We start from the raw sequence: 19,439 nt of genomic DNA, 5'->3' as shown, positions 1-19,439 counted from the left end.
AAAAAGCCTGGATTATTCATCCAAGCGCTTCGTTAAAATATATGGATATTACCGCTTGAAACATCAAGCTGAATCAGGTGTTTGCCTGAACCATGTCTTCCGTTTATGCTACCTTTGTTAATTTCTTTGGATTTCAGCGGGAAGTTGCAGGAAATATTGCCGCTGCTTACATCACCCTTCATGGTGAAATCAGCACTTTTTGGTAAATCAAGTTTGATATTTCCGGAGCTGAGATCTAATTGGATAGAATCGGTTAATTGATCCATTTGAATATCTAGCTCACCGGAGGCGACATCAGCCTTTATTGCTCCTACATAGTGTTGGATATCAACATTGCCTGAGCCTAAGTCAAAGGAACTTCTTTCGGCTTTTAGAGAATTAACATTTACATTTCCTGAGGCCCCATCATGTTCAAATTGTTTTACTTCCAAGTTTTTCAATTTCATATTTCCAGAGCCGATATCAATGGATAATTCATTTAATTTCATGGGATTTGTTCTGGACTCTCCTGAAAAGTTAACATTTCCAGAACCTAAATCAATTTTCATGTTCTGATCATAATTTTCCGGAATATAAATGATTAGCTTGTTCTTTTCAGAGAATGACAGCCAATTAAACCAGTGAAACCATTTGCCTTTTACAGAAACTTTAATGGCATCACCGTTTTCTTTTACAGACAGCTTTTGCTTGCCATTGTAGACAGCCTTCAGATTAGGCCGATCTTCCGGGATAATCGTGGTACTGACATTGGCGACGTCCACACTAATCACTTCCGTTTGCTTGGTAATTGCGGCTATACCATCTGTTTTAGATGCTTGCATCACAGGAAAGTGAAACGATCGATTAAAGACTAAATATAACCCGACAATTACTATTAGTAAAAAGAATATTCTTTTCATGTTTATTCATCCCCTTTATCCTTACTGCTTCTATAAATAGAATACAATTTCCTTTATTGAATGGCGATGCACCAGGGAATTATTTTTAACTAAGACTAGAGGAGTATTTACGATATTTCGAATAACGAAGTAAATTCTATACCTTTAACAGGAATTTTGTTATTCTTTAATAATGGAGAAATCGATATAGATAAAAGTGAGGTTTCAAAAATGAGCGATTTAACGAAAAAGGGGAACGGATTACTCTCTGGAGTACAAGGTATACAATGGGCTGTTTTTATGCTGACAAACATTGTGGCTGTCCCAGTGGTTGTTGGGGCTGCTTTTCATATGTCTCCTGCAGAAATATCATCCTTTATGCAGCGCATGCTATTTGTGGGAGGAGCTGCCACACTAATTCAACTATTCTTCGGTCATCGGCTCCAAGTTATCGAAGGGGCTGCCGGCATGTGGTGGGCCATTTTTATTTTACTAGGTACTACAAGTGCTGCGGCTGAACAAGGCCATTTGTTAAAGCAACTGGAACTGGGTTTGATTGTTTCAGGGGGATTCATGGCAGTTCTAAGCTTTTTGCCTATTATTGAAAAAGTGAGGAATTTGTTTACGCCAATTGTCACAGGTGTTTATTTAATTTTACTCGTCAGCCAGCTGAGCGGATCGTTTTTTAAAAGTATGCTTGGAATAGTTGAAACTGGGCATTTTGACGCGACTATTGCGTTTATTTGTTTGCTGGAAATTATCCTGATATTAACTATTTCTCTGAAGGCAACAGGAATTTTAAAAAGCTTGGGACCACTGATTGGGATCGTGGCCGGCTGGCTGCTGTTTCGTTGGTTGGGACCGGTTCATACAGGCAAAGCCTATGAACCTAGCAGTTGGTTTGCTGTTCCAGAGCTATTCAGCTGGGGGATGCCGGAGTTCGATGCTGGAATTGTCTTAACTTCGATCATTACCTCGATTGTGCTGCTCTCGAATGTGATTGCAAGTATTTTAGTGGTGGGGCTCTCGCTTCAAAAAGAAATTAAACCGGTTCAGTACCAAAAAGGGATATTTGGAAATGGAGTAAACTTGATTTTATCCGGGCTGTTTTCTGTAGTTGGTGTGGTTCCGTTGTCGGTAGCTGCAGGCTTTATCACGACCACAGGGATTAAAGCAAAGCGGCCGATGATCATCGGTGCCGTTATCATTTTGGTTACGGGATTTTTACCCTATATCGGAGGATTTTTATCCACATTGCCGTTAGAGGTAGCTTATGCTTCACTGTTTATTCCATTTTCACAAATGCTAGGGTTCGGGATTCGTGACTTAATGGGCCAGGAGCCGTCGGCTAGGAATTTACTTGTCATTGGAATTTCGCTTATGACGGGAATTGGAATCATGTTTTTACCCCCTGAAAGCTATGAAACTGTGGCGCCATGGCTAAGAAACATCGTTTCCAACGGGTTAATTATGGGCTTGGTTTTATGTTTATTTTTAGAACATGCTATTTTTAGAGTTAAGAAAACGGAAGAAGCCAAAAATTAAATTATTAGGTTCCCCTTGCCTAGATGGCGAGGGGGTTTTTGGTTTGGTTGGTTTCATTTTGTTATAATGGAGAAAAAAGTGGGAACGAGTGAAGATCATGGAAAAACTATTTGTTGATCAATCGGTAGAAATTAATGCCCCGGCGTCCAAAGTTTGGGATGCCATTACAAAGAGCGAAAGTACTGACAGATGGGCTCTGGAATTTTCAAGCGGAGGACCTGAGTTTCATATTGAATCTGATTGGCAATTAGGGAGCCCGGTTTATTGGAAGGGGCAGGATGGGACGGTAATAGTGGAGGGGAATGTAACAGCCCTTGAACCCGGCCAGCTCTTACGGTTCATGGTCTTTGATGTACGAATGAAGGTAAGACCAAAGGTTACCGATGAGGATGGAATTACCTTCAAATTGACAGAGGAACCTGGAAAAACAATTCTCCGGATTTTGCAGGGGGATTTTTCAGCAATGGAGAACGGGAAGTTTTATCGTGATGCCAGTGCGGAAATTTGGGATCGGGTACTTCCTAAAATAAAAGCGTATGCTGAGAATAACTAAGGGAGTTAGAGAGCATGAATATCATTGATTTACATTGTGATGCCTTGATGAAGCTTGCGGATGCAAAGGGGGCCCTAAGTTTTTCGAATGCCCCAGAGCTGGAGACGAATAAGGCGCGTCTGCAGCAAGGGAACGTTAAAACTCAGTGCTTTGCTATTTTTCTTGAACCGGACATTCCTTCCGACCAAAAGTTTCAAGCGGCATTGGAGCAGGTTCATTATTTTTACCAAGAGGTATTGGGGAAAAATCCTGACATGGTCCATATCAAAGAGTGGGCTGATTTTGATGCGTTAAAAATTGGTCAAATCGGTGCGATGTTGACGCTTGAGGGCGTTGATGCGATCGGCAATGATTTGATGAAACTGGAGACCCTTTATCGCTTGGGTGTTCGGTCTGTTGGTCTGACATGGAATAATGCGAATTTGGCGGCAGATGGGGCAGGAGAGCCGCGTGGTGCAGGACTCACCTTGTTTGGCAAGGAGATTGTCCAGTTAAATAATAGGAATCAGGTTCTGACTGATGTATCTCATCTATGTGAAAAAGCCTTTTGGGATGTAATGGAAATTGCGGAATTTCCGATTGCCAGCCATTCCAATGCCAAGGCGCTTTGCAATCATCCACGTAACTTAACCGACGAGCAGGCTAAGGCGATGTTTGATAAAGGCGGGCTGATTCATGTAGTCTATAATCCACCGTTTATCAACGAGTCTGACAAGGCGACGATTCATGATTTGATTAAGCATATTGACCATTTTTGCTCCTTAGGCGGAGTGAAGCAAATCGGACTGGGTTCTGATTTTGATGGCATATCTCAATTTGTTATGGGGCTGGAGAACGCGGGAAAAAGTCAAACACTTATAAATGAACTATTAAAATATTACTCTGAAGAGGAAGTAAGGGGTTTTGCCTCACAGAACTTTTTAGATCATCGGCCAGGGCTTCAAAGGAAGGGCTAGCACAATAGCCTTCATTGCCCGATTGTTGACTTACTGTACTAAATAGAAAACAGAAAGAAGGACGTACAATGTACCTGACCATTCAAGAAGCAGCAGAATACCTATCTGTTCCGGAACAAACCGTCAAAACACTCATCCAACAAAACAAAATCCGCGCACTGTTTGACGGAGATCAGTATCTGATCAACAAAGAACAATTCAACACCCACCTGCGCCAACTCGACAAATACAAACAACTCGTCGAAGAAATCCTGAGCGAACCTATCCCCGAAGACCCTGACATCAAAGACGAGGACTAATGGCGATGCAGTGGTGCAGTGTTACAAGGTGGTGCCTGTCACCCTTCGTGTACAAATGTCCGTGTGAAGTGGACGAATAGAATGAAAAATAAAGTGTCCATCCCAGGTGGACAAAATAGGTGGTTTTGTGTTTTTGTGGTGCCTGTTACCATGGATTGTGAGGTGAGTTTATGTTGATATTGAAAAGGGTTTATGAGCCGTTTGATGAGTTAGATGGAAGCCGGATTTTGGTTGATCGGTTGTGGCCGCGGGGGATTTCGAAGGAGAGTGCGCGGTTGTCGCATTGGTATAAGGAGATTGCTCCGAGCAGCGAGCTTCGGAAGTGGTTCTGTCATAAGCCGGAGCTTTTTGAAGAGTTTCGGATAAGATATCTTGATGAGCTTCGAACGGATGTGCAGAAGGTGCAGTTGATTCAGCAATTACGTGAGATGGCTAAAAGGGGAACGGTTACGCTGCTTTATGGGGCAAAGGATGCTGTTTATAACCATGCGGTGGTTTTGTATGAAGAAATGAAGAGGATAACTGAAGAGTAAGCCCCTAATAAAAAAGAAGCTTAGCGCACTTTAACCACCGTTGCCTAAGCTTCTTTTTGTTAATTTGCTAGTCTCTACGAAAACGTCCCATTACCTCTAATGTTTGTGTAATGTTAACAAAGGCTTTGGGATCCATCTTTTTTATCGTGTGTTTAGTTTCGTTCAATTCGAATTTTGTAATCACCGTCGTTAATACCTTCTTGGGTTTATGGGTATAAGCCCCTTCAGCATCCGTGATGGTAACTCCTCGAGAATGAAGTTTGATTAATGCATCACTTAATTCACTGTATTTTTCTGTCACAATGGTTAAGGTTAATTTATTTTGTGTTGTGTAGACCATATCAACGGCACGCCCTGCTACATAGATGGCAATAATGGTATATAAAGTGATATTCCAGCCAAAAATTAAACCAGAAATGCCCACCACTAAAAAGTTCATACACATATTTAAAAAGCCAACCTGCAAATTTCTCTTTTTAGCCATAATCAGGCTTACGATATCAGTGCCCCCAGTTGACCCGCCATAACGGATTAAAATCCCAACAGCAATTCCATATAGCGCTCCTCCAATAATGGATGAAAGCAAAATATCCGGACTTATAGCATGGATCGGAATAAATTTCATACTAAAAGATAAAACCGTTACAGCATAAATGGTAAGAAGGACAAATTTCTTTCCCAAATATTTAAGCCCGAAAATAAATAATGGAATATTAATTAGCAAAATAATCCAACCGGTATTAATATGGGTAAAATGGTGAATAAAAAAGGCTATGCCTGTGACACCGCCCGATGTCAACTGATGTGGGATCAGAAACGTATTAAAAGCAAAACCGAATAACATAGAACAAAAACCAATGATGACAATCTGTAAAATTAGCCGCAGCAAAAAAAACACCTCTATCATTTTTTCAACCTTTTTATTAAAACTCTCCTTTTAGTTTGAGTCAATATTAAAAAAGTTAATGATAGGAAATTGTCATATTTAAAACAAAATAAACGCCCCATAAGTTGAGGCGCTTCATTAAGAAAAAGTTCTATATAACATACAAAAATACACTTAAAAAATGAGCCAGGCTGCCAAGCAAGATAAAAATATGAAAGATCTCATGAAAACCTAAATGCTTAAACTCCAAGAACTTTGGCTTTGCCCCGTAGATGACTCCACCAATGGTATAGAAAATCCCGCCTAACACTAACAAAAACAAGCCAACTGGATTCATACTGCCTGAAAGCGGTGAAAAAACAAATACAATCATCCAGCCCATCACGATATAGAGTGCCGTTGAAATCCAGCGCGGGCATTGAAACCAAACCATCTTAAACACAACCCCGCTAATCGCCACTCCGGCAATAATCGAAAACAGAATTGCACCCGTTTTTCCACTTAAACTAATAAAGCAGAAAGGGGTATAGGTTCCTGCAATTAACACAAAGATCATCGAGTGGTCGAGTCGTCGTAAAAAAGCAATGACCCTATCACGTGCAATCACCATATGGTAGGTGGCTGAGGCAGAATATAATAGAATCATACTAATTCCAAAAATAATCACGGCTGTGATTGCCATTGGTGTAGGTGTTGTGATAGCAGCTTTGATAACCATTGCCAGCAGTCCAACAAAAGACAAAATCGCTCCTGCTAAATGTGTTAAACCATTGATAGGTTCCCGAATATAACTATTCATAAAATTTGCCTCCTGACACACTATGTAGTTTTAATAACTACATATAATAATACATGTATTTCCTTATCTAGTCAATTGCTAAGTCTTTCTGTATAATAAAAATATCATGGAATTGAACGGAGTTTATTTATGGAAGATATCAAAAGAATCTTGAATGAGCTGGACTTGGAAGCAAATCTAACATTGGAGGATATGCCAAATATAGATTTATATATGGACCAAATCATTCAGTTATTTGAAAACAAGTTTTCTGGATCGAAACGGAACGAGGATGAAAAGGTCTTTACGAAAACGATGATTAATAACTATGCGAAGGGGAAATTACTTTTCCCAATTAAAAATAAAAAATATTCAAAGGAGCATCTGATCCTTATTAGTTTGATCTACCAGTTAAAGGGAGCTTTATCAATCAATGATATTAAAACAACTCTTGACGGCATAAATAAATGGGTCATCCATGACGAACTGGAATTAGATCCTTTTTATAATAGTTATTTAAATTTGACCCAAAAAAATGTAAAGAAATTTAATGAGGATCTCCCTCAACGAGTTCAAGAGGTAGAGGCAGAAATTTCTACCGGGATTGAAGGCAAATCACCCTATCTTGAGCAGGTCCTGATGATTTCCTCCCTTGTTCACATGAGTAATCTTTATCGAAAAGTTGCGGAAAAATTAGTAGACAGTATCGTGATCGAAAAAGAAACAAAGCGCCAAAAATAATGTAAGAGTTATAAATTATACTGCAAGGGAATGATTCTACATGGCAGATATTTTTGAAAAAATCAAAGGGAAACTAATAGTGTCATGTCAGGCACTTCCTGAAGAGCCGTTGCACAGTCCTTTTATTATGGGGAGAATGGCCTTTGCGGCAATGCTTGGAGGAGCAGGCGGCATCCGTGCCAATAGTGTAGAAGATATTCGGGAAATAAAGAAGATGGTTAAATTACCAATTATAGGAATAATCAAACGAGAATATGATGGTTCTAATGTGTACATTACACCTACTCTCGTGGAAATTAATGACCTATATCTGGAGGGTGTTGATATAATAGCTTTGGATGCAACTAAACGAGTCAGACCGGATGGAAGAACGATTGATGAGGTATTTCCAATGATAAGGGAGAAATATCGGGATCAAATTTTTATGGCAGATTGTTCAACCTATGAAGAAGCCATCAATGCCCATAACCTAGGTTTTGATTGTGTAGGCACCACCTTAAGCGGCTATACCGAATATACCAAAGGCAAGAGTCAGCCCGATTTTGAGATGATATCAAAATTAACAAAGGAAATGGAAATTCCGGTTATTGCCGAAGGAGGTATCTGGTGTCCCGAGGACCTAAAAAAGGTGTTTGATCTCGGCGCTTATACTGCGGTTGTAGGCTCAGCAATTACAAGACCCATGGAGATTACAAGGAAATTCCTAAATGCCATTCAATAAAACTATAATTAAGGATAGGACATATGCCCATTCATACTACGTCCATTTCCTATCTCTATTAAGGGAGAGCAACCGAAAACGGAATGCTCTCCTTTAGTTTGCCACATGTTTTGAACTATTTCGCGTGTTCCTCTTGTGAGCATTGTATATGAATCCTTTCATTTCCCGTCCCTATATCAATCATCTTTTGCAGGGATTGGTCAGATTTTATATTTATTATTTGGATTGATTCTGCCTTATTCTCCCCGCCAAATACCTTAATGCCAACACTTGCTCTATGGAAATTCGAAATCGAAACATTACTCAAAACGACATCTCTCGCCCGATATTGGATGGTAGCTATTGGATTGCCTTTGAAGTCATAATGAGAATCACCAATCATGCTCAAATGGTTTATTACAACGTTTTTGTAGGCGGAAACGACCAAACTGCGGGGCGTGGATTCCTGATAAAGATCTGTAAAAACAGGAGCAATCGATACCAGATTCATCGCCATAATGTTAAAGGCCGATTTTGATTCCTGGTCCGTGCTTTTATGGTGACCAATGTGGCGAAAGTTAAAGGAACGGTTATCCTTCACAGAAATATGCCCAATAATTATCACATTGGAGGCGGCGGAGGAATTTTCATGGGCCTTTATTTCAACCCCGCCAAAGCACCTAGCAGACGAATTATTAACAAGCATAACGTTTCTAGAACCATCATCGATTTCTATCCCGTTGGAGTTAGAAAAGCCTTTTCGGTGGGCTCGACCGCTAGGGTCACACATGTGAGAATTGGTAATGAAGATGTAATCACTATGGTGAGTGGTAATGCCATCATCGCCAAAACCATATCCCGTTAACTGATCGAACCAGACATATTTACTGCTGCCCCGGGCTCGAAAGCCATCACCTGCATAATTGTACTGCGTCGATGAAATATCAAAGCAGTGCAGCCCCGGATTAATTGCTTCAACGTCCTTAACCCAGCCATACGTTACATTAGCAAAGGTTAAGCAGCTCGAATGGTTTCCAAAAGTGCTGGTTTTTTTTACGTTTCCAAGCCGCTCAACATTCCAATCCAAACTAAGACTATGAATGAAGATATGGTGATTACCCTTCCAATGGTGGGCATTGGTGACTAATCTTTGGGATTTTGCTGCATCCTCATGCAGTTTAATCGTAGTAAGGCCTTTACCAGCTCCAGAAAGAATGGACCAAGAAGGCATTTGAATCCCTTTCGTCACAAAGACCCCTTCAGGAACCAAAACTTTCACTCTGCCATTGCCAAGTGCATTTTTAAAAGCCGCTGTACAATCGGTTCTTCCGTCACCCACAGCCCCATAGTCCGTCAGATGGACCTCAGGCAAGCAAATTTCTGTTAGCCGAATGAATTCCTGATCGAGCACGACCTTCCAATCGGGGCAGGGGTTTCCCGCTGTATCAAAAACAATCCGTGTCGGTTTTAACACATGAGAATGTTTCGAAAATAGGCGAAATACACTTTCCGTGATTGTATGGGGAGTCGATTTTCCCTTACCATTTGGAGGAGCTATTTTACAGTATTTTTGAAAAAGCTCTTCCGTTTCTTCGATTATCTCGCTGATATTCAGACATTCTCCCCTAATTGTGTTCACTAGCTCAGCATTTTTTCGAGGGTCATGGTTCTTGTCCAGTTTGATCATTCGATTCACCCCAAGAAATTCCTATTAGAGATATTATAGCCTGAACTCCCCTTGAAAAAGAGAAATATAGTTATTTTTTCAAGGGAAGTTTTCTGGATAAAAAGGAAAAGCGTGAGGAACTTAAATAATAGTTGTTTCACCAAAAATGAATTGATATTCAAATTAAAAAAAGCCTTTCCGCTGGAAGCTGAAGGGCTTATTGTTCAGTTATTCACATTTTTTTGAATGAAGTATTTAGATCATGAATCCGGTGATAAGTAGGGCCAATGGGAATAGGGCTGTAAAGAGAAGCCGTGATGTGCTGACTTGGCCGTATAGGACGACGGTGCCGAGTTGTTTGTCCCAGGTAGAAAATCCGTGCTTTTTAAGGTCTGTGTAAGAGAATAGAAAGCAGATAAAATTAATGATAGGGACTCCAAATCCCATGCCGGCAGCAGTGACAAAAATACTTCTCTTCAAAGCGATTAAGAAATCCATCGGTTCACCATTTACCGTTTTTACTTTGGCGTTTAAAAGTGACTTACCCAATGTGTTTCCGAAAATGGATAAAATGACTGCCTCAACCAAAATATAAAGAACCAAGCTAAGCATAAAAATAAAAATGGCTGATGAATGGAATACAAAGGCAGGTGAAAAAATGGAAACAAACGTAATCAGGATGAATGAAAATAATGATAGATCAAATAACCGCGCTAGATAGCGAACTAATGGCTGAGCTGTGGGATATGTATCCTTTTCTGTTTCCTTCCAGTCATTAGTTAAATTATTTGGAATTTTCTGTCCATAATCCGTAAAAATAGACTCATTTAATACATCCACGGTTTTCGCCATTTGCCAGCATTCCATATCTTTATGCCAAACATAGCTGTCCCTAGTTAAAATTTGTTGCTCAAACAATTTTTTTAATTCAAATAAGCCAACAGGGCCTTGTTGTTGATGGTCTTTGACGAAAAACCAAACAATTCCTTCCGCTGGTTCCATAGTAATTCCCCCAATCAGCTAAATTATAGCATGATGAAAAGGTACTATTTTTCGAATTTTTTTTGAACATTTTCTTACAATTCCTAAATAAAGGATATTTAGTCTTGAAAAAATAAATACTAACTAACAAATGTTCGGAGGTGGTAACCGTGGAACAACAGGATTTTAAAGATATTTACGAACAATACAAGCAGCAAGGGGAGCAACAGGCTAAAATGGAGTCCACCCATGAGAGTAATGATGGAAGAGAAGAGTTTGTCGCAGTCAAGAAAAATGACGATGGTGATATTATTGCCTTTAAAACAAACACTGGAAGGGAACTGGATTATATTACGGCACTGAATGAAGCAAAAGCAGGGAAGATTGCCCATATTGATGTCTTCCACAAATATGGGAGAGACATCATCCGCAGTGAGCCGGATGGGATTAAAGATAATAACTTGGATCAATTGCCGGAGTTTTAATCAACAAAAATGAGCTTGGTGCCTTCCAAGCTCATTTTTCCATTTTATTGATGTGACAATTCATATTGCTTAATTTGTTCTTCGTACTTTAATGTAACCCCAATTTCATCCCAACCATTTAACAGCATTTCTTTCGGATAGGGGGCAATGTCGAAGTGAACTTCAAACCCATCATTGTCAAACACCCGCTGTTCCTCAAGATTGACTGTTAGCGAATATCCTTCTAATGCAGCCTTTTTCATGATTGTTTGAACGGCTTCCTCACTGGCTTGAATCGCAAGAATCCCATTTTTAACGCAATTATTTTTAAAAATATCAGCGTAACTAGGAGCAATGATGACCTTGAATCCAAAATCCTGAACGGCCCATGGAGCATGCTCACGAGATGAACCGCAGCCGAAGTTCTCTCCAGCTACCAAAATGGAGGCACCCTTGTATTGTGGTTGGTTTAACGGAAAATCAGGACGCAGATTTCCGTTGTCATCGAAACGCCAGTTATAAAATAAAAATTGTCCAAAGCCACTCCGCTCAATTCGTTTTAAAAATTGCTTTGGAATGATTTGGTCAGTATCAATATTGGTACGATTGATCGGGCAAACCACACCTTGATGAATACGTAACGGTTCCATGATTACCTTACCTCCTGCGCAGTGAATTGACGAACATCAACAAAGTGCCCCATAACCGCAGCGGCTGCCGCCATTTCTGGGCTGACTAAATGGGTACGTGCGCCTTTTCCTTGACGTCCTTCAAAATTTCGATTGGATGTAGAAGCACAGCGTTCCCCGGAAGGAATAATATCGTCATTCATTCCTAGACACATACTGCAACCCGCATCGCGCCATTCAAAGCCAGCTTCCGTAAAGACTTGATCCAAACCTTCTTTTTCAGCCGCCAATTTGACGCTAAAGGAACCAGGGACAACAATGGCTGTCACGGATGGGTTCACCTTACGACCCCGGATTACCTCAGCTGCTTTTCGTAAATCGCTTAAGCGGGAATTGGTACAGGAACCAATAAATACATGGTCAATTTTTACACTTGAGATAGGCTGTCCAGCTTCAAGACCCATATATTCAAGAGCCCGTTGAATTTCTTCCTGTTCGCTTTGTTTTTCCACATCTCCAGGGCTTGGAACATTTGCCGTAACAGTGATACACATACCAGGATTAGTTCCCCAGGTAACCTGAGGCTCCACCTCGGCAGCATCAATTTCAAGCACGGTGTCGTAAGCAGCTCCATCATCTGTTGCTAGAGCCTTCCAGCGGGAAACAGCAGCTTCGAACTCTTCACCAGTTGGTACATAGCGCCTTCCTTTTAAATAAGTGAAGGTGGTTTCATCAGGAGAAATTAATCCTGCTCTTGCACCGCCCTCAATGGACATATTGCAGACTGTCATCCGTTCTTCCATAGACAAAGCACGAATCGCTTCACCAGTGTATTCAATAACATAACCAGTGCCGAACTTAACCCCGTATTTCCCGATAATGGCAAGAATTAAATCCTTTGCGGTAACTCCAGTACCAAGATGCCCATTTACCTTCACATTTAAAGTTTTGGGAGGGGCTTGCCAAAGAGTTTGTGTCGCAAGAACATGTTCTACTTCGCTCGTTCCGATTCCGAAGGCTAAAGCTCCAAATGCCCCATGTGTTGAGGTATGGCTATCACCGCAGACGATGGTTTTACCCGGTTGGGTAAGTCCAAGCTCCGGCCCGATAACATGGACAATTCCGTTGTCAGGATGGTTAATGTCAGCAAGAGTGACGCCAAATTCCTGACAGTTTTGTTTTAATGTATCCATTTGGATTTTGGAAATAGGGTCTTTGATAATATGACGTTCGCGGGTAGGGACATTATGGTCCATCGTTGCATAAGTCAGATCTGGTCGGCGGACGCGGCGACCATTAATCCGTAATCCCTCAAAGGCTTGAGGAGAGGTTACTTCATGAACAAGATGAAGATCAATATAAAGCAAATCGGGTTTACCTTGTTCCTGATGAACAACATGCTGTTCCCAAATTTTTTGAACGATATTTTTTGGAGTTTGCATAGCTACCTTCCTCACTTCTAAAAATTTTTTGATAAAAGTAGGGGTAAACCGCCATAACCGGGACAGTTTACCCATTAAGAAATATTAAAAATAACAACTGGCGATGCACTTAGAAGCATTTTGTGTTCGGATAAAATCGATAATCAATTGAGTCATTTCTGCTGTTCCAACAGGGCGTCCGTTAGGGATTTGAAGGTCAGCTGTACAATAGCCGCCATCTAATACAGCCTGCACGGCGTCCTCAATGATTTTCGCTTCATCTTCCAATTGGAAGGAATACCGTAGCATCATTGCTGTTGATAAAATCATGGCAACTGGGTTGGCAATGCCTTTTCCGGCAATATCAGGTGCGGAACCATGAACAGGTTCGTATAAACCGACCCCAGATTCATTTAAACTGGCAGAAGGGAGCATGCCTAAAGAGCCAGTTAAAACGGATGCTTCGTCACTTAAAATATCACCAAACATATTCTCTGTTACAATAACGTCAAAGTGAGAAGGATTCGTAATCAACTTCATGGCAGCTGCATCTACTAGCACATGCTCAACGGCAACATCCGGATATTGGGCCTTTTTCTCCTCAACAACTTCACGCCATACCTTACTTGATTCAAGCACGTTGGCTTTATCAACGGAGGTCAGACGGCCACGTCGGCCTTTGGCAGCTTCGAAAGCCTTATCCACAATTCTTTCAATCTCTTTTCTTGTGTAAGCAAGAGTGTCGACAACCACTTGACCGTTATCGCGGCGTTCACTAGGTTGACCGAAATAAAGTCCACCAGTTAGTTCACGAACAATAAGGAGGTCGCTGCCCTTCACGATTTCTTCTTTAAGAGGCGATGCGTGGAGCAAGTTCTTGAAGCCTTTAATCGGTCTTAGGTTTGCATATAGATCTAGCGCCTTTCTGATTCCAAGGAGCCCCCGCTCAGGACGAAGATGGGATGGATTTTGATCCCATTTTGTTCCACCAACAGCTCCTAGTAAGACGGCATCGGCTTGCTTACAGGCATCCACTGTCGTTTCCGGCAGAGGAGTGCCGTGAGCATCAATGGCTGCTCCTCCGATATCATGGGTCTCAAAGCTAAAGGTGTGATTATACTCTTCAGCAATTGCTTTTAATACTTCCTTAGCTGAATTCATAACTTCCTTGCCGATACCATCGCCGGGAAGTAAAACAATACGTTTTTTCATGAGAGCAACCTCCTTATTATTTTGAAAAAATAGAGTGGGTGACAAGGGAGCGTGCTATGCTCCCTTGTCATTTAGAGACTTATAGAGTAGCAGCAGCAACTGCTTTTTGATTGAAAAATACTCGGTTGACAGCATTGATAAAGGCTTTTGCTGATGCTTCAAGAACATCTTGTGCAGAGCCACGGCCACTAACATTAACCCCATTTACATTCATTTTCACATGAACCTCGGCAAGGGCATCCCGGCCTCGGCCAACAGAACTTAAATTAAAATCGGATAGATGAATTTCTTCTTTAACAAGGGCTTCTAATGTGTTATATAAAGCTTCAACACTACCGCCTCCAGTACGAGCTGTTTCTACACGCACACCCTCTGGCGTCGTTAGAGCCACTGTTGCAGTAGGCAAGTTTGCTGAACCATATTGGACCTGGAAGGCCACTAATTCATATTTTTTCACATCGATGGATGCGGTTTGAATATCGGTTAAAATCGTGAATAAATCCTCGTCGGTGACTTCTTTTTTGCGATCAGTTAATTGTTTAAAAGATTGGAAGGCTTCATTAAGTTTTTCAGATGAAAGCGAGAAGCCCATTTGCTCGATTTTATCCTTGAAGGCATGGCGTCCAGAATGTTTTCCCAAGACAAGGTCATTTGAATTGACGCCGACTAATTCAGGTGTAATGATTTCATAGGTTAAGGCATTTTTTAATACGCCATCCTGATGAATTCCTGATTCGTGGGCGAAGGCATTCTTTCCGACTACTGCCTTATTCGGAGGAACTTTCATACCTGTAAAGCGGCTGACTAAATCACTGGTCCGTTTGATTTCTTTTAAGACAAGGTTAGTCGTGTATGGATACTTATCTTTACGAATATTTAAGGCGACAGCAATTTCCTCTAATGAGGCGTTACCTGCACGCTCACCAATTCCGTTTATTGTTCCTTCCACTTGGGTAACTCCATTCTCAATTGCTGCAAGAGAGTTGGCAACAGCCATCCCCAAGTCATCATGACAGTGACAGGAGAGAGCGGCTTTATGGATATTCGGAACATTTTCACGAATATAGCGGAACATTTTTCCATATTCTTCAGGGGTCGTGTAACCGACTGTATCAGGAAGATTGATGACGGTTGCTCCAGCATCAATCACTTTTGTAATGATTTGCACCAGAAAATCGAGATCAGAACGGGAAGCATCTTCTGCTGACCATTCAATATGAGGAAATCTCTTTTTCGCGTAAGACACCATATCTACTGCTGTCTGCATGACTTCCTCAGGTGTTTTCATCAATTTGTATTGCATATGAATAGGGGAGGTGGCGATAAATACATGCAATCTTGGTTCAGCTGCATCTTTTAATGCATCCCACGCAATGTCTATGTCAGATTTCGTTGCACGTGCCAGACCTGTCACGGAAGAGTGCTTGATTGCTCGGGCAATCGCTCTTACTGCTTCAAAATCTCCTTGAGAGGAAGCCGGGAAGCCGGCCTCCATGATGTCAACGCCAAACCGTTCGAGCTGCTTGGCTATTTCCATTTTTTCAAGCTGGTTTAAATTTACACCAGGGGATTGCTCGCCATCGCGTAAGGTTGTATCAAAGATGTTAATTTGAACCATGAACCACCACTTCCTTCTTCTTGTTAACTGGGTTTTTAATAAACGGCATTAATGCACGAAGCTCGCGGCCTACTTGTTCAATCAAATGCTCATTTTCACTGCGGTTGATTGCGTTAAATTGTGGGCGATTTGCTTGGTTTTCTAAAATCCAGCCTTTAGCAAATGCACCAGTTTGAATATCTTTTAATACTTCTTTCATGCGCGCTTTTGTATCTTCGTTTACAACGCGTGGTCCGGAAACGAAATCGCCCCATTGTGCTGTATCAGAGATGGAGTAGCGCATGTTAGCCAAGCCTCCTTCGTATAGAAGGTCAACGATTAATTTCAATTCATGTAAACACTCGAAATAAGCAACTTCAGGCTGATAACCGGCTTCCACAAGAGTTTCGAAACCTGCTTTGATAAGTGCTGTAGCACCACCACAAAGAACGGCTTGCTCTCCGAAAAGATCGGTTTCAGTTTCTTCTTGGAACGTTGTTTCCAATACACCAGCGCGTGCAGATCCGATTCCTTTTGCATAGGCTAATGCCAATTCACGTGCCTGACCTGTGTAATCTTGATAAACGGCATATAGAGCAGGAACCCCAGCACCCTCTGTATAAGTACGGCGAACTAGATGTCCTGGTCCTTTTGGCGCAACAAGGAATACGTCAACATCAGCTGGAGGAACAATTTGGGTAAAATGAACGTTAAAGCCATGGGCGAAAACTAGAGCATTACCGGGCTGTAAATTTGGTTTAATGCTTTCTTCGTAAACTTTTGGTTGCATTTCATCCGGAAGAAGGACCATTACGACGTCAGCTGCAGCAGTTGCTTCTGCAACGGAACGTACATCTACGCCATCTTCTACTGCTTTATCCCATGATTTACCGCCACGAAGACCAACAACTACATCAAAGCCGCTTTCTTTAAGGTTTAGTGCATGAGCATGACCTTGTGAACCGTATCCAATGACTGCAATCTTCTTACCTTGTAAAACCTCTTCTTGAATATCTCCGTTATAAAGTACTTTTACCATTATGAATCATCCTTTCAGAATAAATAGTTATTTTAGTAGAGTATAAGTTGCTAAATCACTAACTTGAGGCTGATGACCCCGTAGAAAAGCTGTTAATCCTGTTCGGGCAATTTCCTTGATTCCATATGGTCGAAGAAGCTCAATTAGGGCATCGATTTTATCAGGACGGCCGGTAATTTGAACAGCCATGCTGTCTTTACTTACATCGATGATGAGAGCTCTGAATGGATCAATGATCCCGTTAATCTCACTGCGAAGCTGAGAGCCGCTGGCCACTTTAATCAGTGCTAATTCTCTGGCAACAATGGCTTTGTCGGTGATATCGGAAACCTTCAACACATCAATTTGCTTGTTTAATTGTTTGGTAACCTGTTCAAGCCGCTGTTCATCCTCCACCTCAACGACAAGAGTCATTTTCGAAATTCCTTCTGTTTCCGTTTGCCCGACTGAGATGCTGGCAATATTGAATTGCCGCCGTTGCAGGAGACCGGTAACCCGATTAAGGACACCGCTTCGGTCTTGAACGGTTAAAGATATGATTCGTTTCATATTGGTTTCACCCCAATCATTTCATGAAGCCCTTTACCGGGGGCAATCATCGGAAATACTTTTTCCTGCTGAAGAACTCGGCAATCCATCAATACAGGGCCATCATAGGCAAATACCTCAGGAAGTTTCGTAATCAGTTCTTCCTGTGTTTCGATTTTGTAGCCGCGAATTGAATAACTTTCGGCAAGCTTTACAAAATCAGGATGTGAATGCAGGATAGACTGGGATATCCGATTTCCGTGTAACAATTCCTGCCACTGTCTTACCATTCCTAGAGCCCCATTATTGACAATGATGATCTTAACAGGAAGGTTTCGTTCATAAATGACCGATAATTCCTGCAGCGTCATTTGGAAGCCAGCATCACCGACAACGGCGACAACCGTGCTTTCGGGAGAAGCCATTTGCGCACCGATAGCAGCAGGGAAGCCAAAGCCCATCGTTCCAAGTCCGCCGGAGGTAACCCAGCGATGCGGTTTGTTTAAGGTATAATACTGAGCCGTCCACATCTGATGTTGGCCGACATCAGTTGTAACAATGGCGTCACCTTTTGTTACCTTATGAATGGCCTCGATTAACCATTGTGGACTCATTCCCTTTGGATCGTGTTGATACCAAAGCGGATATTCTTGCTTGTATTGATTGAGTTTTGCCAACCAATCCTCGTTACTGTCAGATTCAGAAGTCAGATCAATCAACTCAACTAGAGCCTCTTTTGCATCACCGACAATTGGAATTTGGGTTGGTACATTTTTTCCAATCTCAGCTGGGTCGACATCGATATGAGCGACTTTTGCAGTAGGGGCAAAATGCTTCAGATTACCCGTTAATCGGTCATCAAAGCGTGCACCAAAATTGATGAGTAAATCACTTTCATACAAGGCCATATTTGCTGCGTAAGTTCCGTGCATACCGCCCATTCCCAATGAAAGAGGGTTGTCGCCAGGGAAGGCACCAAGGCCAAGTAGGGTAGTGACTACCGGAATCTTATGTTTTTCAGCAAATGCGGTTAATTCGGCAGATGCTTTGGCGTGAAGTACACCAGCTCCGGCTAGAATAACTGGTCTTATTGCTGCTCGTAATGAATCCGCCAATTTTTTAATTTGCATAGGATTTGGTTTAATTGTAGGCTGATAGCCAGGCAAATCGATTTCTGCTTCCTCAGGATTTTCAGTCAAGTGGCCTGCAGAAATATCTTTTGGGATATCCACTAAGACCGGACCTGGACGACCAGTAGAAGCAATGTGAAATGCTTCCTTTACGATTCTTGGCAAGTCGGAAATGGATTGCACTTGATAATTATGTTTCGTAATCGGAGTTGTAATCGCCATTACATCTGCTTCTTGGAAAGCATCTGTTCCAATCACTGTTCGTGCAACCTGCCCAGTAAATACCACGAGAGGTAAGGAATCCATCATGGCATCTGTAATTCCAGTAACCAGGTTCGTGGCACCTGGTCCTGAAGTCGCAATAACTACTCCAGGCTTACCTGTAATTCGGGCGTATCCTTCTGCCGCATGAATCATGCCTTGCTCATGACGGAAGAGGACGTGGTCAATGGAGCCTTGTGCCCGATAAATCGCATCATAAATTGGCAGGACGGCACCTCCGGGATACCCGAATAATGTCTCAACGCCTTCTTTGATCAATAATTCAATCAGAAGGTCAGCACCGGTTTTTGGTGCGGTACTGGTTTGGAATTCCAGCTTTGCTTCTACTTTCACGTTTTTTTCCCTCCTTATGGGTTATCGGTATTTGAGTAAAGAAAAATTTCAACTTTGTTATTTCTGTCTTTAAAAAAAATGAAAAGACCTATCCCTCCTCGAATAACCTGCAGTCAAGAACATCAAGAGCAGAATAATTCGGGGAGAAAAAGGTCTTTATTTTTTCTCGGTACCACCCGTATTTACAGTATCCTCACGAATACTGCCTTATGAAGCGAAAGATAAATCTAAAAAAACGCTTCTTTTTGTAACAGGTGGCACTTTTACCACCCGGTTATGCCTACTGAG

Annotated in this window: 20 protein-coding genes; 8 read left to right on the top strand and 12 right to left on the bottom strand. The window is 41.7% G+C overall.

Annotated features, from left to right (window positions below):
* Nucleotides 1-32: 32 nt before the first annotated feature.
* A complete protein-coding gene (gene liaG / locus ACI3K6_RS12995; RefSeq protein ID WP_435555157.1) occupies nt 33-899 on the bottom strand; it encodes a LiaG family protein in 867 nt (288 codons plus the stop codon).
* Between the two features lie 210 nt (nt 900-1,109).
* Between liaG and ACI3K6_RS12990 the strand changes: the two genes are divergently transcribed.
* From ACI3K6_RS12990 to ACI3K6_RS12970, 5 genes are all read left to right on the top strand, one after another.
* Nucleotides 1,110-2,423 (top strand): purine/pyrimidine permease, encoded by a 1,314-nt coding sequence (locus ACI3K6_RS12990; protein WP_435555156.1) that lies wholly within the window; start codon nt 1,110-1,112, stop codon nt 2,421-2,423.
* 97 nt (nt 2,424-2,520) lie between these two features.
* Entirely contained in the window at nt 2,521-2,976 is a 456-nt protein-coding gene (locus ACI3K6_RS12985) for an SRPBCC family protein (protein ID WP_435555155.1), read from the top strand.
* 14 nt (nt 2,977-2,990) lie between these two features.
* A complete protein-coding gene (locus ACI3K6_RS12980) occupies nt 2,991-3,932 on the top strand; it encodes a dipeptidase (RefSeq protein WP_435555154.1) in 942 nt (313 codons plus the stop codon).
* Nucleotides 3,933-4,000: 68 nt separating this feature from the next.
* Nucleotides 4,001-4,231, top strand: a complete 231-nt coding sequence (locus tag ACI3K6_RS12975) for a helix-turn-helix domain-containing protein (RefSeq protein ID WP_335478018.1) — start codon at nt 4,001-4,003, stop codon at nt 4,229-4,231.
* Nucleotides 4,232-4,401: 170 nt separating this feature from the next.
* Nucleotides 4,402-4,764, top strand: coding sequence for a DUF488 domain-containing protein (locus ACI3K6_RS12970; protein WP_435555153.1), 363 nt, complete (start codon nt 4,402-4,404; stop codon nt 4,762-4,764).
* 67 nt (nt 4,765-4,831) lie between these two features.
* On the opposite strand, the gene ACI3K6_RS12965 is transcribed toward ACI3K6_RS12970, so the two are convergent.
* Both ACI3K6_RS12965 and trhA read right to left on the bottom strand, forming a co-directional pair.
* Nucleotides 4,832-5,653 (bottom strand): YitT family protein, encoded by an 822-nt coding sequence (locus tag ACI3K6_RS12965; protein WP_435555152.1) that lies wholly within the window; start codon nt 5,651-5,653, stop codon nt 4,832-4,834.
* A 148-nt stretch (nt 5,654-5,801) separates the two neighbouring features.
* Entirely contained in the window at nt 5,802-6,449 is a 648-nt protein-coding gene (gene trhA / locus ACI3K6_RS12960; protein ID WP_435555151.1) for a PAQR family membrane homeostasis protein TrhA, read from the bottom strand.
* Between the two features lie 129 nt (nt 6,450-6,578).
* Here trhA and ACI3K6_RS12955 point away from each other — a divergent pair, with 129 nt between their 5' ends.
* Both ACI3K6_RS12955 and ACI3K6_RS12950 read left to right on the top strand, forming a co-directional pair.
* On the top strand, nt 6,579-7,169 hold the full coding sequence (locus ACI3K6_RS12955; RefSeq protein WP_435555150.1) for a DUF1836 domain-containing protein: 591 nt from the start codon (nt 6,579-6,581) through the stop codon (nt 7,167-7,169).
* A 40-nt stretch (nt 7,170-7,209) separates the two neighbouring features.
* On the top strand, nt 7,210-7,890 hold the full coding sequence (locus ACI3K6_RS12950; RefSeq protein ID WP_435555149.1) for an N-acetylmannosamine-6-phosphate 2-epimerase: 681 nt from the start codon (nt 7,210-7,212) through the stop codon (nt 7,888-7,890).
* A gap of 115 nt (nt 7,891-8,005) precedes the next feature.
* Here the strand turns inward: ACI3K6_RS12950 and ACI3K6_RS12945 are convergent, their stop codons facing one another.
* Nucleotides 8,006-9,556: a glycosyl hydrolase family 28-related protein gene (locus tag ACI3K6_RS12945; protein ID WP_435555148.1), complete on the bottom strand. Its 1,551-nt coding sequence runs from the start codon at nt 9,554-9,556 to the stop codon at nt 8,006-8,008.
* Between the two features lie 234 nt (nt 9,557-9,790).
* On the bottom strand, nt 9,791-10,537 hold the full coding sequence (locus tag ACI3K6_RS12940) for an RDD family protein (protein ID WP_435555147.1): 747 nt from the start codon (nt 10,535-10,537) through the stop codon (nt 9,791-9,793).
* Nucleotides 10,538-10,686: 149 nt separating this feature from the next.
* Between ACI3K6_RS12940 and ACI3K6_RS12935 the strand changes: the two genes are divergently transcribed.
* Nucleotides 10,687-11,001 carry a DUF3892 domain-containing protein gene (locus tag ACI3K6_RS12935; RefSeq protein ID WP_335478036.1) on the top strand — a complete coding sequence of 105 codons (315 nt, stop codon included), beginning with the start codon at nt 10,687-10,689 and terminating at the stop codon, nt 10,999-11,001.
* A gap of 44 nt (nt 11,002-11,045) precedes the next feature.
* On the opposite strand, the gene leuD is transcribed toward ACI3K6_RS12935, so the two are convergent.
* The 7 genes from leuD to ilvB form a co-directional block, all read right to left on the bottom strand.
* Nucleotides 11,046-11,630: a 3-isopropylmalate dehydratase small subunit gene (gene leuD, locus ACI3K6_RS12930; protein ID WP_335478038.1), complete on the bottom strand. Its 585-nt coding sequence runs from the start codon at nt 11,628-11,630 to the stop codon at nt 11,046-11,048.
* Between the two features lie 2 nt (nt 11,631-11,632).
* Nucleotides 11,633-13,051, bottom strand: a complete 1,419-nt coding sequence (gene leuC, locus ACI3K6_RS12925) for a 3-isopropylmalate dehydratase large subunit (protein ID WP_335478040.1) — start codon at nt 13,049-13,051, stop codon at nt 11,633-11,635.
* A gap of 84 nt (nt 13,052-13,135) precedes the next feature.
* Nucleotides 13,136-14,242 (bottom strand): 3-isopropylmalate dehydrogenase, encoded by a 1,107-nt coding sequence (gene leuB, locus ACI3K6_RS12920; RefSeq protein ID WP_435555146.1) that lies wholly within the window; start codon nt 14,240-14,242, stop codon nt 13,136-13,138.
* A 79-nt stretch (nt 14,243-14,321) separates the two neighbouring features.
* Nucleotides 14,322-15,860, bottom strand: coding sequence for a 2-isopropylmalate synthase (locus tag ACI3K6_RS12915; protein ID WP_335478044.1), 1,539 nt, complete (start codon nt 15,858-15,860; stop codon nt 14,322-14,324).
* On the bottom strand, nt 15,847-16,878 hold the full coding sequence (gene ilvC / locus ACI3K6_RS12910; RefSeq protein WP_335478046.1) for a ketol-acid reductoisomerase: 1,032 nt from the start codon (nt 16,876-16,878) through the stop codon (nt 15,847-15,849). The genes ACI3K6_RS12915 and ilvC overlap by 14 nt, the downstream gene beginning before the upstream one ends.
* Nucleotides 16,879-16,905: 27 nt before the next feature.
* A complete protein-coding gene (gene ilvN / locus ACI3K6_RS12905) occupies nt 16,906-17,427 on the bottom strand; it encodes an acetolactate synthase small subunit (protein WP_435555145.1) in 522 nt (173 codons plus the stop codon).
* A complete protein-coding gene (gene ilvB / locus ACI3K6_RS12900) occupies nt 17,424-19,151 on the bottom strand; it encodes a biosynthetic-type acetolactate synthase large subunit (protein ID WP_335478657.1) in 1,728 nt (575 codons plus the stop codon). The genes ilvN and ilvB overlap by 4 nt, the downstream gene beginning before the upstream one ends.
* Between the last annotated feature and the right edge of the window lie 288 nt (nt 19,152-19,439).

The organism is Neobacillus solisequens (assembly GCF_051233465.1).
Lineage (GTDB): Bacteria > Bacillota > Bacilli > Bacillales > Cytobacillaceae > Neobacillus.
This window is presented reverse-complemented; position numbering and strand designations above follow the sequence as displayed.

Coding starts and splice junctions, on each gene's coding strand:
- ACI3K6_RS12980 (WP_435555154.1), top strand. CDS start 2,991: ATGAATATCATTGATTTACATTGTGATGCCTTGATGAAGCTTGCGGAT.
- ACI3K6_RS12945 (WP_435555148.1), bottom strand. CDS start 9,556: ATGATCAAACTGGACAAGAACCATGACCCTCGAAAAAATGCTGAGCTA.
- ACI3K6_RS12950 (WP_435555149.1), top strand. CDS start 7,210: ATGGCAGATATTTTTGAAAAAATCAAAGGGAAACTAATAGTGTCATGT.
- trhA (WP_435555151.1), bottom strand. CDS start 6,449: ATGAATAGTTATATTCGGGAACCTATCAATGGTTTAACACATTTAGCA.
- ACI3K6_RS12975 (WP_335478018.1), top strand. CDS start 4,001: ATGTACCTGACCATTCAAGAAGCAGCAGAATACCTATCTGTTCCGGAA.
- ACI3K6_RS12955 (WP_435555150.1), top strand. CDS start 6,579: ATGGAAGATATCAAAAGAATCTTGAATGAGCTGGACTTGGAAGCAAAT.
- ACI3K6_RS12940 (WP_435555147.1), bottom strand. CDS start 10,537: ATGGAACCAGCGGAAGGAATTGTTTGGTTTTTCGTCAAAGACCATCAA.
- leuB (WP_435555146.1), bottom strand. CDS start 14,242: ATGAAAAAACGTATTGTTTTACTTCCCGGCGATGGTATCGGCAAGGAA.
- ACI3K6_RS12985 (WP_435555155.1), top strand. CDS start 2,521: ATGGAAAAACTATTTGTTGATCAATCGGTAGAAATTAATGCCCCGGCG.
- ilvC (WP_335478046.1), bottom strand. CDS start 16,878: ATGGTAAAAGTACTTTATAACGGAGATATTCAAGAAGAGGTTTTACAA.
- ACI3K6_RS12990 (WP_435555156.1), top strand. CDS start 1,110: ATGAGCGATTTAACGAAAAAGGGGAACGGATTACTCTCTGGAGTACAA.
- leuC (WP_335478040.1), bottom strand. CDS start 13,051: ATGCAAACTCCAAAAAATATCGTTCAAAAAATTTGGGAACAGCATGTT.
- ACI3K6_RS12970 (WP_435555153.1), top strand. CDS start 4,402: ATGTTGATATTGAAAAGGGTTTATGAGCCGTTTGATGAGTTAGATGGA.
- liaG (WP_435555157.1), bottom strand. CDS start 899: ATGAAAAGAATATTCTTTTTACTAATAGTAATTGTCGGGTTATATTTA.
- ilvN (WP_435555145.1), bottom strand. CDS start 17,427: ATGAAACGAATCATATCTTTAACCGTTCAAGACCGAAGCGGTGTCCTT.
- leuD (WP_335478038.1), bottom strand. CDS start 11,630: ATGGAACCGTTACGTATTCATCAAGGTGTGGTTTGCCCGATCAATCGT.
- ACI3K6_RS12915 (WP_335478044.1), bottom strand. CDS start 15,860: ATGGTTCAAATTAACATCTTTGATACAACCTTACGCGATGGCGAGCAA.